We start from the raw sequence: 13,233 nt of genomic DNA, 5'->3' as shown, positions 1-13,233 counted from the left end.
CCTACTCGCCGAGTAAAAGCTGCCCTGCCCGTCTCCAAAGCCGTCTAACACTACTGTTTCCCACACCCGCCCCCCGCTCGGGCCGCTCCGCGGCCACCTCTCCCCCAATGAAGGATTGGGGGAGAGGAACCGCCAATCGCGAAGGCGTATCAGGCCGCCTCGATGAAGCGGATGACGGTTTCGCCATAGTTGCGCTCGTCCAGCACGGAAAAGCCGGGGCCCGGCTCGAACGGCGCCACTGCCGCCTCCTCGACCACGCACAGCGCGCCAGGGCGAAGCCAGCCGCCGGCTTTCGCCGACTGCAAGGCGCGCTCGCCAAGGCCCTTGCCATAGGGCGGGTCGGCAAAGACGAGGCCGAACGGCGCCAGCGTGCCCGCTTCGCCGAGGCCGGTGGCATCGCGGCGGAAGATCTTGGTGCGGCCGGTCAGGCCGAAGGCCTCGACATTGTCGCGGATCAGGCCACGGCCTTCGGCCGATTCCTCGATGAAGACGCCATAGGAAGCACCGCGCGACAGCGCCTCAAGCCCCAGCGCACCGGTGCCGGCGAACAGGTCGAGCACGCGCGCACCGTCCAACTGCGCGGCAAAGCGATGCGCCAGCACGTTGAAGACCGCCTCGCGGGTGCGATCGGTCGTCGGACGGATGGCGCTCGAACGGGGCGTCGCCAGCGGACGCCCGCGAAACTCACCACCGACGATTCTCATCTCGCTTTGGGGCCTCGGGGACCATTGCGCGGACGCTCACCGCCGCCGGCCCCGCCCGGACGTTCGCCTCTCGGCTTGCCGAACGGCTTGGCACCGGCCGGTTTGCCATAGGTCGGCTTGAACGATGCCTTGCGCGCCTTTGCTTCAGCGGCCTTGGCTGCGTCTGCGTCGGCCCTGCCCTTGCCGATCGGCCGCGCGCCCGGTGCCATCCAGACATTGGCCTTGCGCTGGCCGGGCGGCTCGATCGGCCGCTGCTCGCGCTCGGACTTTTTGCCACCACCCCGAGGCTTGTCGCCGAAACCGCCGCGTGGCTTGTCACCGAAGCCACCGCGCGGTTTGTCGCCAAAATTGCCGCGCGGCTTGTCGCCGAAGCTGCGTTCGGGACGCGGGCCGCGTTCGCCAAAACTCTTCTCCGCGCTTCTGTCGGGACTTGTCGACAGTTTGCCCAGAGCCTCGTCGCGGCTGCCTTCGCGGCGTTTGCGGTTCTTGATCAGACCGCCCTCCCCGATCGGGCGGCGCTCACCGTCGCGGGTGAACTTCGGCCGCTCCGGCTCCGGCTCGCGAACTTCGGTGCGCCGCACCGGCTTGTTGGAAAACGGCTTGGTGACATCGGCGTCGAAATTGGCGCCGGATTCCTCGACCAGGCGCTCGCCGAGTTGGTCACGCAGCACGCGCCCCTTGATCTCCAGCACATGGCCCTCGGCGAGGTCATCGAGCTGGAACGGCCCGTAGGAGATGCGTATCAGCCGCGTCACGTCGAGGCCGAGCGAGCCGAGAATGTTCCTGACTTCGCGGTTCTTGCCCTCGCGCAGGCCGATCGTCAGCCAGGCATTGGTGCCTTGCTCGCGGTCGAGTGTCGCTTCGATGGCGCCGTAAAAGACGCCGTCGACGGCAATGCCTTCACGCAGGCCGGCAAGCGCGCTTTCCTCGACCTTGCCGTGGACGCGCACGCGGTAGCGACGCAGCCAGCCGGTGGCCGGCAGTTCGAGCACGCGCGAGAGGCCGCCATCATTGGTGAGCAGCAGCAGGCCTTCGGTGTTGATGTCGAGCCGGCCGATGGTCATCAGCCGCGGCAATTCAGCCGGCAGCACGTCGAAGACTGTCTTGCGGCCCTCGGGATCGCGGTTGGTGGTGACGACGCCGGCCGGCTTGTGGAACAGGAACAGCCGGGTGCGCTCGATCGGCGGGATTTCCATGCCGTCGAGATGGATGATGTCATCGGGCATGACGTTGAAGGCCGGTGAAGTCAGGGCGCGGCCATTGACCTTGACGCGGCCGGCGGCGATCAGCTCCTCGGCATCGCGGCGCGAGGCCAGGCCGGCGCGGGCCAACCGCTTGGCGATGCGCTCGCCTGCCTCTTCCGCGCCCTCGGCGGGACGCGGGCGTGGCTTGAAGCTGCCGCCTGCCGCGCCTTGCGGCCGATCGTTGAAATCCCGCTTGGGGCGGTCGGCGAAGTCACGCTTCGGTCGATCGCCGGCGTCGCGCGGCGCGCGGTCACTGAAATCACGCTTGGGACGGTCGAAACGCTTTTCGCCGCCCGCTGCCGCCGCAGCCGGGCGATCGCCGCGCGGTGCGTAGGGCTTGCGCGGCCCCTCGCGCTTCTCATATGGTTTGCGCTCACCCTCGGCGGCCACCGGGCGGTCGCCGCGCGGTGCGTAGGGCTTGCGTGGTCCTTCGCGCTTCTCATACGGTTTGCGCTCACCCTCGGCGGCCATCGGGCGGTCGCCGCGCGGTGCGTAGGGCTTGCGCGGCCCCTCGCGCTTCTCAAAAGGCTTCCCTTCGGGTCGCGGGCCTTTGCTGAAAGGCTTGTCGCCGCCCTTGAAATCGCGCTTCGGCCGATCGCCATCGGCGGCCATCGGCCGATCGCCACGCGGTGCGTAAGGCTTCTTGGCGCCAAAGGACGGCTTGCCGCCCTTGCCGGCGGCGCCATCACGGCTGCGCGGTCCCGCGGCTTTCGGCCCACTCTTGGCCGGACCCTTCCTGGGTCGGAATCTCTTGTCGTTGTCGTCCATGTGGCCTTTATCCGTTTGCGCTGCTACAGCGTGGCGCATCCTTTCGGGCGCGCAACGAACGCTGTAGCACTTTTGATGTGGCGCATGATCATTTTCGAAAACCGAGTCCCGATTTTCGAGGTCCTGCGCTCAATAACAGGATCACCGTCAGGTGGCGAGGAGATAATCGGAGTGGAAATCGCGTGAAGCGGCCCGATTTCATGGCGCTGGCGCTGAAGGAGGCCGAGGCTGCCGCCTTGCGAGGCGAAGTGCCGGTCGGCGCCGTCATCGCCAATGGCGCTGGTGTTGTCGCCAGCGCCGGCAACCGCACACGCGAACTTGCCGACCCGACCGCGCATGCCGAGATGCTGGTCATCCGCGAAGCTTGCCGCAAACTGTCGGCCGAGCGGCTGACCGGCCACGATCTCTATGTGACGCTGGAACCTTGCGCCATGTGCGCCGGCGCCATTTCCTTCGCCCGGCTGCGCCGGCTCTATTTCGGCGCCGCCGACGACAAGGGTGGTGCGGTGGTCAATGGCGTGCGCTTCTTCGCATCGCCAACCTGCCACCACACGCCCGACATCTATCCAGGCATGGGCGAGACCGAGGCGGCCCTGTTGCTCAAAGGATTTTTCCTGGAACGGCGCGGTTGAACCGGGCGCCCTTCGGCAAGAAACAACAAAGAGGCGGTTTTTACAGGGACGGCATCCAGTCGAACCAGCCGCTGCCCTTCTTGCCTTCCGCCTCTTTCTTGAGGCGGCGTTCCTTCTTGTATTCGTCCTCGCCAAGCTCATTCTGCGGCGCGGTGCCGGCCGCGACACGATACTGCACTGGAGGCTCGCTCAGATATTTGCGGGTGTTCGGATCGCCCTGCTTGCTGTCGGCAAGGCGGCGCTGGATCTCGGCGGCACGGCCCTTGTCGGAATCGGCCGGTGTCCATGCCGGCGGGTGGCTCGACCCTGACTCCGCCATCGCCCTCTTCACCGAGGCCGGGTCCGTCTGCACGTCGTCGACGATCTCAGACTGATAGGCCGGGTCGTTCTGATGGGCGGTGGCGTCGGCGCGCAAGCGGGCGCGGCGCTGCTCGGGCGATTCGGGCCATTCGGCGCTCGCCGTCTCGATGCTGTCCTGCGGGGCCGGCAGCGCTTCCTTCTGGCCTGGCGCCGGCTTCACGAGCGTCGGACGCGGCTTGTAGTCGATCTGTTCCTTGCGCTTCGGCGCGAATGAAAAGGCACCTGAAATATCGCCGGCCAGCTGTTCGCCGGCGGTCTTGTCGGTGCCGTAGGTCGGAGAGCCCATGCAGCCGGACAAAGCGAGGCCCGACGCGACAAGCGGCGCCAGCAGCGCCAAGCGCGCATTATATCTCTCGGTCATGCCAAAAAGTCCCACTCTAGACAGCCTCTCGATTGCCGCCGGCCTTGTGGCCGGTCCCCATCGTCCAAGCACTTGCGACGGAAATCCGGCGACAATTTGTCTTCCGGAGTTTCGCGTGTTTACCTCAACCACTCGTTAAGGGCAACGCGCGGGCGGTTTTCGCCCGCCCGGCGTGGCATTTGTGCACCGATCCAGCCGTCAAAGCCGGCCAAGCGCCTTCAATTCATGCAGCACCGCCGCATCCCTGGCCGAAACATCCGGGAATTCCGGATCCTGGCCGACATCGGCGGTGTAGCGCCAGGAGCGTGCACATTTTAACAGGCCACGATCCTCGGCCTTCTCGACCACCACGGCGACACCCTTGACGTCGTCGATCGCGAAGGCACCAGCCGGTGCCTCGCCATGAGCGATGACCAGATCGCTGGTGATCGCCATCTCGGCCATGTCGACATCTGAAATCGCCGCTTCGAGCGCTGCGTCGTTGATTGTGACGACCGGCACCGCTTCCAGCGACGATCCGATCACCTTCTGGGCGCGCGCGATCTCCAGCGCGCCGGTGACGACGCGCCGCACTTGCCGCACCTGGCGCCACTTTTCAGCCAGCGCCTCGTTCTTCCAGTCCGTCGGGATTTGCGGGAACTGGTCGAGATGCACCGAGACGGCGTCGGGATGACGGTCAAGCCAGGCTTCCTCCATGGTGAAAGGCAGCATCGGCGCCAGCCATTTCACCAGGCAATCGAAGAGATGGCGCACCACCTGCACCGAAGCCTTGCGCTTCAGGCTCGTCGGCGCGTCGCAGTAGAGCGCGTCCTTGCGGATGTCGAAATAGAACGCCGACAGCTCGACCACCATGAAATCGAGCAGCATGCGGGTGATGCGCTTGAATTCAAAGGCGTCGTAGCCCGAACGCACGATCTCATCGAGCTCGGCCAGCCGGTGCAGCATCAGCCGCTCCAGCTCCGGCATTTTCTCCATCGGCACCTCTTCGCCATCGTCATGGGCAAGCGTACCCAGCATCCAGCGGATGGTGTTGCGCAGTTTGCGGTAGGCGTCGATGTTGGTCTGCAGCACGTTCTTGCCGAGCCGCTGGTCCTCCCAGTAGTCGGTCGTCACCACCCACAGACGCAGGATATCGGCGCCCGACTGCTTGATGACGTCCTGCGGCACCACGGTGTTGCCCAGCGACTTTGACATCTTGCGGCCATCCTCGTCCATGGTGAAACCATGGGTGACGACGGTGTCGTAAGGCGCCCTGCCCCTGGTGCCGCAGCTCTCCAGCAGCGACGAATGGAACCAGCCGCGATGCTGGTCGGAGCCTTCGAGATAGACGTCGGCCGGCCATTTCAGGTCAGGACGATCCTCCAGCGTGAAGGCGTGCGTCGAGCCCGAATCGAACCAGACGTCGAGGATGTCCATCACCTGCTTCCACTTCGAGGCATCGTGATTGCCGAGGAAACGTTCCTTGGCGCCAGCCGCGAACCAGGCGTCGGCGCCTTCCTGCTCGAAGGCGTCCATGATGCGCTGGTTGACCGCTTCGTCCTTCAGCACATTGCCGTCGGCATCGGCGAAGACGGCGATCGGCACGCCCCAGGCGCGCTGGCGTGACAGCACCCAGTCCGGGCGCTCCTCGATCATGGCGCGGATGCGGTTCTGGCCGGCGGCGGGCACGAAGCGGGTGTCGTCGATGGCCTTCAGCGCCCGGCTGCGCAGTGTCGAGCCATCGCCGAGGTCCTTGTCCATGTAGACGAACCATTGCGGCGTGTTGCGGAAGATGATCGGTTTCTTGGACCGCCAGGAGTGAGGGTAGCTGTGCTTCAGCCGGCCCCGCGCGAACAGCGCGTTGCGCTTGATCAGCTCGTCGATGACGGCCTGGTTGGCGTTGCCCTTCTTGCCATTGTCATCGATGACGCGTGCCGGTCCACCCTCGCGGTCGGGGCCGAACCCCGGCGCGTCCTTGGTGAAGAAGCCGCCATCGTCGACGGTGAACGGGATGGCGGGATCGATGCCGCGTGCGCGCAGATCCACCGCCGCGTCCATCCAGGCGTCAAAGTCCTCGCGGCCGTGACCGGGCGCGGTGTGGACGAAGCCGGTGCCGGCATCGTCGGTGACGTGGTCGCCGGCGAGCATCGGAACGGCAAAGTCGTAGCCGCCGCAAAAACTCTTGAGCGGATGCGAAAGCGTAAGACTTCCAAGCTCTTGCGCCGAAACGCTGCGGAGACGATTCAAGGTGACCTTGGCCTTGGCCGAGGAGTCTTCGGCCAGCGCGTCGGCAAAGATCAGTTTTTCACCCGGCTGCGGGCCGAATGCGTTCTCGGCTGCCGTGACCTCATAGAGGCCATAGTTGATGCGCGGCGAATAGTTGACGGCACGGTTGCCGGGGATCGTCCACGGCGTCGTCGTCCAGATGACGACATGAGCCTGCAGCAGATCGAGCGCGCCCTCGGTCAGCTTGGTCTCGCCATCGATGGGGCGAACCAGGCTGGCGACCGGAAACTTCACCCAGATCGTGTCGCTCTCATAGTCGTGGTACTCGATTTCGGCCTCGGCCAGCGCCGTGCGCTCGACCACGCTCCACATCACCGGCTTGGAGCCGCGATAGAGCTGGCCCGACATGGCGAATTTCAAAAGCTCGCCGGCGATCCGCGACTCGGCATGGAAAGCCATCGTCGTATAGGGGTTCTTGAAGTCGCCGATGACGCCGAGGCGCTGGAACTCGGCCCCCTGCACAGTGATCCAACCCGCGGCGAACTCACGGCATTCCTTGCGGAATTCGTTGACCGGCACCTCGTCCTTGTTCTTGCCCTTGGCGCGGTACTGCTCCTCGATCTTCCACTCGATCGGCAGGCCGTGGCAGTCCCAGCCGGGCACATAGTTCGAGTCGTAGCCGCGCATCTGGAACGAGCGGGTGATGACGTCCTTGAGGATCTTGTTCAGCGCGTGGCCGATATGGATGTTGCCGTTGGCGTAGGGCGGCCCGTCATGCAGCACGTATTTCGTGCGGCCGGCAGCGCTCTCGCGCAGCTTGCGGTAGAGATCCATGTCCTGCCAGCGCTTGACCAGCAGCGGCTCCTTCTCCGGCAAACCGGCGCGCATCGGGAAGTCCGTCTGCGGCAAATAAAGCGTCTTGGAATAGTCGATCGTTTCAGTCGTATCGGTCATTGGTCTGCCATGTGCATTGCCCGGCGGCAAAGGAGCTCGGGCGTTGAACTATACTTTTGCGCATGTCGTTTTCCCAAAACCGGGGCCACTTTTGGGCGACATGCCTGATGATCTGGAAAAAGCGCGAGAGGCCGCGCGCAGAATTCCCGGCGGTTCCGGCGACCCTCAGGCCGCCCGGAACACCGGGCCGGTAATTCGTATCGTCAGCACGCGAAGGCGCGAAAAGCTCGTCATTGGTGGGCTTTTAGCGGAGATAGACGCAGGAATAAAGCGTCTCTCCTTCGATTCACCTACATCGTGAAATCGAAGCGGTAGGTGGTCGACACACCAATCATGAACTGGTTGCGGTCGCCGCGCTCCTTGACCAGGCTGGAATCGGCCGCCGGCCCCATCAGGCGGGAATACTCGCCAAACAGGCTGGCGGTCATCGGCTCGGTCACCTTCCAGGTGATGGCGCCGCCGAGGCCGGTCGATTTCAGCCCGCCACCGGGATGGTATTCGCTCAAGCCCGAGGCCATCGCTTCCTGCGCGTTGACGCCATAATAGGCGTCGAAATAGTTGCCTGAGGCGAAGGAAACACGCGGTCCTCCCGAAATCCTGACGGTTGGCGTCACGTCGTAAAAGGCGTCGGCGGCGATGTCGGCGACAAAGCCGTTGTGAGCGCGAATGCCGTGGCGCAGCTCGGCGCGGGCGCGCAGCCAGTCCGTCGGATAGAATTCGAAGAAGCCGCCGACTTCGCCGCCCCAGCGCACCGGATCGAGGCCCTTCAGCTCATCGGCGTTGTCATCGTCGCGGGAAAACAGGAACTTGCCGGTCAGGCCGGCGCGGACACCGCCATCATCGACCAGCGCCAGCGAGATGTTGTCGTTGCGCGAGACAAAGCGGGCGGCAGGTCCGGCCTTGCCCAGCGAAATGATCGGCGAGGCGCTGAGCAGGTACTTTTTGCCGCCCTCGAAATTCGGCGCCACCATGCCGGTGGCGCCTACGGTCAGATACCAGTCGCCGGACAGCCAGCTGCCCTCGCCCGCATTGGCAGCGCCCGTCCCACCCAGCACCGCAGCGGCCAACACAAGAGAGATTCTTCCGACCGAACTCATGGCCACTCCACTAACACAACGCATATGATTGCCGATGACAGCTTTGACGGCCGTTTGGTAAAATTTGATTTAAACCCGAGACATATGCTCGCGCTTTGCCGCGATCCCGTTGCCGGTCATCGACTGGACGTTGGCCGGCGCCCGGATTACCTTCCATCCGCAGTATTCCGCAGCCCTCGATGGAGATCGCGACAATGACCCTGCATGGCGACGCCTTGAAAATCGCGATCGAACAGACACGGACAAAATGGGGATGGTTTGTCGCGCTCGGTGTGCTGCTGCTCATCTTCGGCGGCATTGCCTTCGCCAATCTGTTCGTCGCCACGGTGGCTTCCGTCTACGTCGTGGGATGGCTGATGCTGATGGCGGGCATCATCGAGATCGTGCATGCGTTCGGCGTCAAGAGCTGGAGTCGCTTCTTCTACTGGCTGCTCAGCGGACTGCTGTACGCCGTTGCCGGCTTCTTCGCTTTCGGCAATCCGTTGCTTGCCTCGGCGGTGCTGACGTTCCTGCTGGCGATCGCGCTGGTCGCGTCAGGGGTGCTCAGGGCCTGGGTCGGCTACAGCCATCGGCCGGAACGCGGCTGGGGCTGGATCGTCGCCGCCGGTGTCATCAGCGCCCTTGCGGGTCTGATCATCGCGATGGGCTGGCCGGTCAACAGCCTGTGGGTGCTCGGACTGTTCCTGGCGATCGATCTGATCTTCCAGGGCTGGACCTTCGTCGCTGTCGGCCTGGCACTGAAGAAGTAGCCGGGATCACGCCTGGCTCAAAAAGCCATGGCCGCGTCGAGGTCGGAGAGCGGCTTGACGCCGGCAAGCAGCGCGCGTGCCTCGGCTTCATCGCGCTTCATCTGCGCGACCAGCGCGTCGAGCCCATCGAACTTCACCTCCGGGCGCAGGAAACCGAAGAAGGAAACCTGGCAAACCTCGCCGTAGAGGTCGCCGGAGAAGTCGAAAACAAAGGTTTCCAGCAGCGGCGCGCCATTGTCGTCGACGGTCGGGCGACGGCCGAAGCTGGCGACGCCGTCGTGAAGCGTGCCGTCGGCGCGGCGGAAGCGGACGGCATAGATGCCCTCCTTGAGTGCGGCTTCAGCCGACAGCCTCATATTCGCGGTTGGAAAGCCAAGGGTGCGGCCAAGCTGCTGTCCACCGACCACCTCGCTTTCGACGGTGAAGCGGTAGCCGAGCAGACCGGCGGCTTCAGCCACCTCGCCCCCGCCCAGCAATCCGCGGATGCGGCTGGACGACACCACCTCGGCGCCCTCGTCCCGGAAGGCGTCGACGAGCGTGACGCCGAAGCCGTGACGCTGGCCCGCCGCCATCAGGTAGGCCGGACCGCCTTGACGATCCTTGCCGAAGTGGAAATCGAACCCGGTCACGGCGTGGGTAATGCCAAGGTTCGTTTCCAGCACATCGGTCACGAATGCTTCTGCCGACAGCGAGGCGAAGTCGCGCGTGAACGGCTGTTCGACCAGCGCGGCAAAGCCCAGCAGCGACAGGAGCCGCGCCTTCATCGGCGGCGGCGTCAGCACGAACAACGGGATATCAGGCCTGAAGATCTTGCGCGGATGCGGTTCGAATGTCAGCACCAGGGCCGGCACTCCACGCCGTCCGGCCTCGGCAGAGGCCCGCTCGAGCACCGCCTGATGGCCGCGATGGACGCCATCGAAATTGCCGATCGCCACCACGCCGCCGCATAGGTCGGCGGGAAGCGGCGCGGTTGCCAGGATGCGTTGGAAGGCTGCCATCGTCACCTACCGAAGTCTGGGAATGACGGCCACCGGACCATAGCCATGCTTTTCCAGGAACGCCGCCAATCTTGCCGGGTCCGGGTACAGGGCATCGCCATAGTCGCGGGCATGGATGCCGCCGGAGACATAAAGAACATCGAAGCCATTGTCGGCGGCGCCCTTCACATCGGTCATCATGCCGTCGCCGATGGCCAGCACCTGGCCGCGCTCGACCGGCTGGCCAAGAATCTCGGCGACCTCCTTCATCGCGAGATTGTAGATCGGCGCGTAAGGTTTTCCAGCGATCAATGTGCGGCCGCCGAGCTGGGCGTAGTCACGCGCCAGCGCGCCGGCACACCATATGATGCGTTCGCCACGCTCGACCACGATGTCGGGATTTGCGCAGATGAAAGGCAGGTTCCGGGCGCGCAGCCGCCGCAGGAGCTCGGTGTAATCCTCGGGCTTCTCGACCTCGTCGTCGAACAGGCCGGTGCAGACGACGCCGGACGCCTCGAACTCCTCGACAAGCTCAACGTCGAGACCTTCATAGAGGGTGAAGTCGCGGTCCGCGCCGATATGGAAAATCTTGCGCGGCCCTTCGGCGATCAGATCCCGCGTCACGTCGCCTGAGGTAACCACCCGGTCGTAGGCTGACGGTGGAACACCGATCGCGTTCATCTGCGCCACGACATCGGCACTTCTGCGCGGCGAATTGGTGATCAGGACGACGGGGATTTTCGCCTCTCGAGCCCTCGCAAGCGCCGAGGCCGCCACGGGGAAATGCGTTTCACCATTGTGCACCACGCCCCAGACGTCGCACAGGATTGCCGAATAGGCCTTCGACACGTCTTCGAGCGAGCTGATGATTTCAGGCGAATCCGCCATGCCGTTTCCTTCAGTCATGATCGTTGCGATCGCCGCGACCGACGGTTCGCGCAGCCGGTTCGGATTAGCCGAACCGCCCCGGCCTGTCATCAGCTTTCGCCAGGCACGATTGGTTAGCGGTTGGTGAAGCGCTGCCCCGGCAATCGAGCGATTTCCCAAACACGGCCTTCAGCGTTTTGTGGAAAGCTGGCATCGATCGAGAATCCGCCGGCGGGGGCCGCTGCAAGACATGCATGGACTTTGGCGTCAGTTCTGCCGCGACCAACGCGGCAACTATGCTCTTATGACCGTCGTCGCGATGGTTCCGCTCATGGGCGCCCTGGCGATAGCCGTCGACTTCACCGAGATGAGCCGCGAAAAACAGGCGGTTTCGAATGCGCTCGATGCCGCAAACTTCGCCACGGCGCGCCGGCTGACGGAAGGTGCTACCGACGACCAGTTGAGAGCCTATGCGCTCGATTTCTTCAATGCCAACCTCAACAAGATCAACCCCGCCAACACGACGCTCAGCGTCACCTTGCCAAGCAACACCGCCGGCGGGGGCTTGCTCAAGATGAGCGCGCGGCTAGACTACAAGCCCTATTTCTATCCGGTCTTCGGCCAGCTCGTCGGCAAATCCGAAACCGACGCCTACCAGAGGATCAGCTTCAACGTCACCTCGGAAGTGCGGCTGAAGAACACTCTTGAAGTCGCCCTGGTGCTCGACAATTCCGGGTCGATGACCAAGACCGGAACGGGCTCGGGGCAAACGCGGATCGACCTTCTCAAGACCGCGGCCAAACAGCTGGTCGATACGCTGGCCCAGCAGGCGGCGATGATCAAGCAGGTCGACAGGCCGGTGCAGTTCGGCCTCGTGCCGTTTGCCGCCTCGGTCAATGTCGGACCCGGCAACGGTAACGCGTCCTGGATGGACACCGAAGGACTGTCGCCGGTATCGAACGAGAGTTTCGACTGGTCGACGCTGAACGCGGTCGACAAATACGCCCAGCAGACCAACGGTATCTGGTACAAGCGCGGCACCGGATGGGGTACCGACGAAGGCCAGATGCTGACCCGGTTTTCGCTCTACCGAGACATGAAGGTCGTCACCAACCATGAGCGTGTCACCAACAGCAAGCGCGTGGTTTGCGACGAATACAACTCGAACAACACCTGCAAACGCGACCACGACGAATACGACTACATCGATTCCTATGGCCCGTTCGCCAGTTGGCAGGGCTGCGTCGAGGCCAGACCCTATCCCTACAATGTCAACGACGCGGCGCCTTCCGGCGGCTCTGCGAACACCGGCATAGGGATTGGCGATCCGGCGACGATGTTCGTGCCGATGTTCGCCCCTGACGAACCCGGCAACCATTGGAAGATCACTCAGGATCCGGATGAGGCCGCGCCGACGACCTACGGCGCCGTGAACAGCTGGTGGAATGACGACGCGACAAGCAGCACCGGCCAATCCCGGTTGCGCAACATGGCCAAATATTTCCAGCCGCGGCCGATCAATGCGCCGGCGCTGGCCGCCGGCAACGGGCCGAACTACAGCTGCTCCACCAACCCGATCACGCCGCTGACCGATGTCAGCGTTGCCACTGGGCTCACGGCGATCAAGGCCGCGATCGACCTGATGAAGCCCGATGGCGGCACCAATGTTCCCGAAGGCATGGCCTGGGGATGGCGCGTGGTTTCGAGCGGCGAGCCCTTCACGCAAGGACGCCCGGAAACCGAGAGGGGCAACGACAAGGTCGTGATCGTGCTGACCGACGGCGCCAACACCTACTACACGCCTTCCTCGCTCGGCTATTCCGACCCCGCCGATTCGAAGTCGACCTACGCGTCCTTCGGCTATCTCAAACCCGGCTACAACGGCACGTCGGTGGGCCGCCTGTTCATGGGCACATCGAGCACCATTGGCCAATTCGATTATTCGAACGGCAATTACACCAACGCGCTCAACGAGCAGATGGCGACGCTTTGCAACAACGCCAAGGCGGCCAACATCATGGTGATGACGGTAGCGCTCGATCTGTCGACGACTAAAATCGCCGACCAGCAGGCGATCGAGGCGCTGAAATCCTGCTCGTCGAACTCGCGCTTCCGCAAGGATCCGACGGACGCGAGCAAGCCGGCAAAACTGTTCTGGAACGCCACCGGCGCCAGCTTGTCGAACGATTTCAAGGAAATCGGCAACGAACTGTCGAACCTGCGCATCGTCGGCTGATCCGTAGGCACCGGCGGCTAGCTGGAACAACGGCTGGCGCCGCCATGCACTTGCGCGCGCCTGCCGGGACAGGCACATC

General features: G+C 64.2%; 11 protein-coding genes. 4 read left to right on the top strand and 7 right to left on the bottom strand.

Going from position 1 to position 13,233, the window contains the following annotated elements; genetic code table 11:
- Positions 1-149: 149 nt before the first annotated feature.
- On the bottom strand, positions 150-704 hold the full coding sequence (rsmD, locus tag NKH52_RS29205; protein ID WP_127266868.1) for a 16S rRNA (guanine(966)-N(2))-methyltransferase RsmD: 555 nt from the start codon (positions 702-704) through the stop codon (positions 150-152).
- Positions 701-2,716: a pseudouridine synthase gene (locus tag NKH52_RS29200; protein ID WP_352735877.1), complete on the bottom strand. Its 2,016-nt coding sequence runs from the start codon at positions 2,714-2,716 to the stop codon at positions 701-703. The genes rsmD and NKH52_RS29200 overlap by 4 nt, the downstream gene beginning before the upstream one ends.
- A 182-nt stretch (positions 2,717-2,898) precedes the next feature.
- Between NKH52_RS29200 and NKH52_RS29195 the strand changes: the two genes are divergently transcribed.
- Complete coding sequence (locus tag NKH52_RS29195; RefSeq protein WP_127289016.1) at positions 2,899-3,348, top strand: nucleoside deaminase; 450 nt, start codon at positions 2,899-2,901, stop codon at positions 3,346-3,348.
- Positions 3,349-3,388: 40 nt separating this feature from the next.
- Here the strand turns inward: NKH52_RS29195 and NKH52_RS29190 are convergent, their stop codons facing one another.
- Positions 3,389-4,069 (bottom strand): hypothetical protein, encoded by a 681-nt coding sequence (locus NKH52_RS29190; RefSeq protein ID WP_023813543.1) that lies wholly within the window; start codon positions 4,067-4,069, stop codon positions 3,389-3,391.
- 198 nt (positions 4,070-4,267) lie between these two features.
- Entirely contained in the window at positions 4,268-7,228 is a 2,961-nt protein-coding gene (ileS, locus tag NKH52_RS29185) for an isoleucine--tRNA ligase (RefSeq protein ID WP_352735875.1), read from the bottom strand.
- A 43-nt stretch (positions 7,229-7,271) separates the two neighbouring features.
- Here ileS and NKH52_RS29180 point away from each other — a divergent pair, with 43 nt between their 5' ends.
- Entirely contained in the window at positions 7,272-7,529 is a 258-nt protein-coding gene (locus NKH52_RS29180) for a hypothetical protein (RefSeq protein ID WP_127257956.1), read from the top strand.
- On the opposite strand, the gene NKH52_RS29175 is transcribed toward NKH52_RS29180, so the two are convergent.
- On the bottom strand, positions 7,519-8,325 hold the full coding sequence (locus NKH52_RS29175; RefSeq protein WP_352735874.1) for a MipA/OmpV family protein: 807 nt from the start codon (positions 8,323-8,325) through the stop codon (positions 7,519-7,521). The genes NKH52_RS29180 and NKH52_RS29175 overlap by 11 nt on opposite strands.
- A gap of 194 nt (positions 8,326-8,519) precedes the next feature.
- Between NKH52_RS29175 and NKH52_RS29170 the strand changes: the two genes are divergently transcribed.
- Entirely contained in the window at positions 8,520-9,074 is a 555-nt protein-coding gene (locus NKH52_RS29170) for an HdeD family acid-resistance protein (protein WP_352735873.1), read from the top strand.
- Positions 9,075-9,091: 17 nt separating this feature from the next.
- Here NKH52_RS29170 and NKH52_RS29165 read toward each other — a convergent pair whose 3' ends face one another.
- Positions 9,092-10,072 (bottom strand): bifunctional riboflavin kinase/FAD synthetase, encoded by a 981-nt coding sequence (locus NKH52_RS29165; RefSeq protein ID WP_352735872.1) that lies wholly within the window; start codon positions 10,070-10,072, stop codon positions 9,092-9,094.
- Between the two features lie 6 nt (positions 10,073-10,078).
- Positions 10,079-10,939 carry a TIGR01459 family HAD-type hydrolase gene (locus NKH52_RS29160; RefSeq protein WP_352735880.1) on the bottom strand — a complete coding sequence of 287 codons (861 nt, stop codon included), beginning with the start codon at positions 10,937-10,939 and terminating at the stop codon, positions 10,079-10,081.
- Between the two features lie 229 nt (positions 10,940-11,168).
- Between NKH52_RS29160 and NKH52_RS29155 the strand changes: the two genes are divergently transcribed.
- Complete coding sequence (locus NKH52_RS29155) at positions 11,169-13,154, top strand: TadE/TadG family type IV pilus assembly protein (RefSeq protein ID WP_352735871.1); 1,986 nt, start codon at positions 11,169-11,171, stop codon at positions 13,152-13,154.
- Positions 13,155-13,233: the final 79 nt, after the last annotated feature.

It is taken from the genome of Mesorhizobium sp. M1066 (assembly GCF_040318635.1).
Taxonomy (GTDB): domain Bacteria; phylum Pseudomonadota; class Alphaproteobacteria; order Rhizobiales; family Rhizobiaceae; genus Mesorhizobium.
Note: the sequence above shows the minus strand (reverse complement) of the source record. Positions and strands in the feature narration are given on the sequence as shown.

What these genes read in the sequence shown, in the direction of transcription:
- rsmD (WP_127266868.1), bottom strand. Translation starts at nt 704, where the DNA reads ATGAGAATCGTCGGTGGTGAGTTTCGCGGGCGTCCGCTGGCGACGCCC.
- NKH52_RS29200 (WP_352735877.1), bottom strand. Translation starts at nt 2,716, where the DNA reads ATGGACGACAACGACAAGAGATTCCGACCCAGGAAGGGTCCGGCCAAG.
- NKH52_RS29190 (WP_023813543.1), bottom strand. Translation starts at nt 4,069, where the DNA reads ATGACCGAGAGATATAATGCGCGCTTGGCGCTGCTGGCGCCGCTTGTC.
- ileS (WP_352735875.1), bottom strand. Translation starts at nt 7,228, where the DNA reads ATGACCGATACGACTGAAACGATCGACTATTCCAAGACGCTTTATTTG.
- NKH52_RS29175 (WP_352735874.1), bottom strand. Translation starts at nt 8,325, where the DNA reads ATGAGTTCGGTCGGAAGAATCTCTCTTGTGTTGGCCGCTGCGGTGCTG.
- NKH52_RS29170 (WP_352735873.1), top strand. Translation starts at nt 8,520, where the DNA reads ATGACCCTGCATGGCGACGCCTTGAAAATCGCGATCGAACAGACACGG.
- NKH52_RS29165 (WP_352735872.1), bottom strand. Translation starts at nt 10,072, where the DNA reads ATGGCAGCCTTCCAACGCATCCTGGCAACCGCGCCGCTTCCCGCCGAC.
- NKH52_RS29160 (WP_352735880.1), bottom strand. Translation starts at nt 10,939, where the DNA reads ATGGCGGATTCGCCTGAAATCATCAGCTCGCTCGAAGACGTGTCGAAG.
- NKH52_RS29155 (WP_352735871.1), top strand. Translation starts at nt 11,169, where the DNA reads ATGCATGGACTTTGGCGTCAGTTCTGCCGCGACCAACGCGGCAACTAT.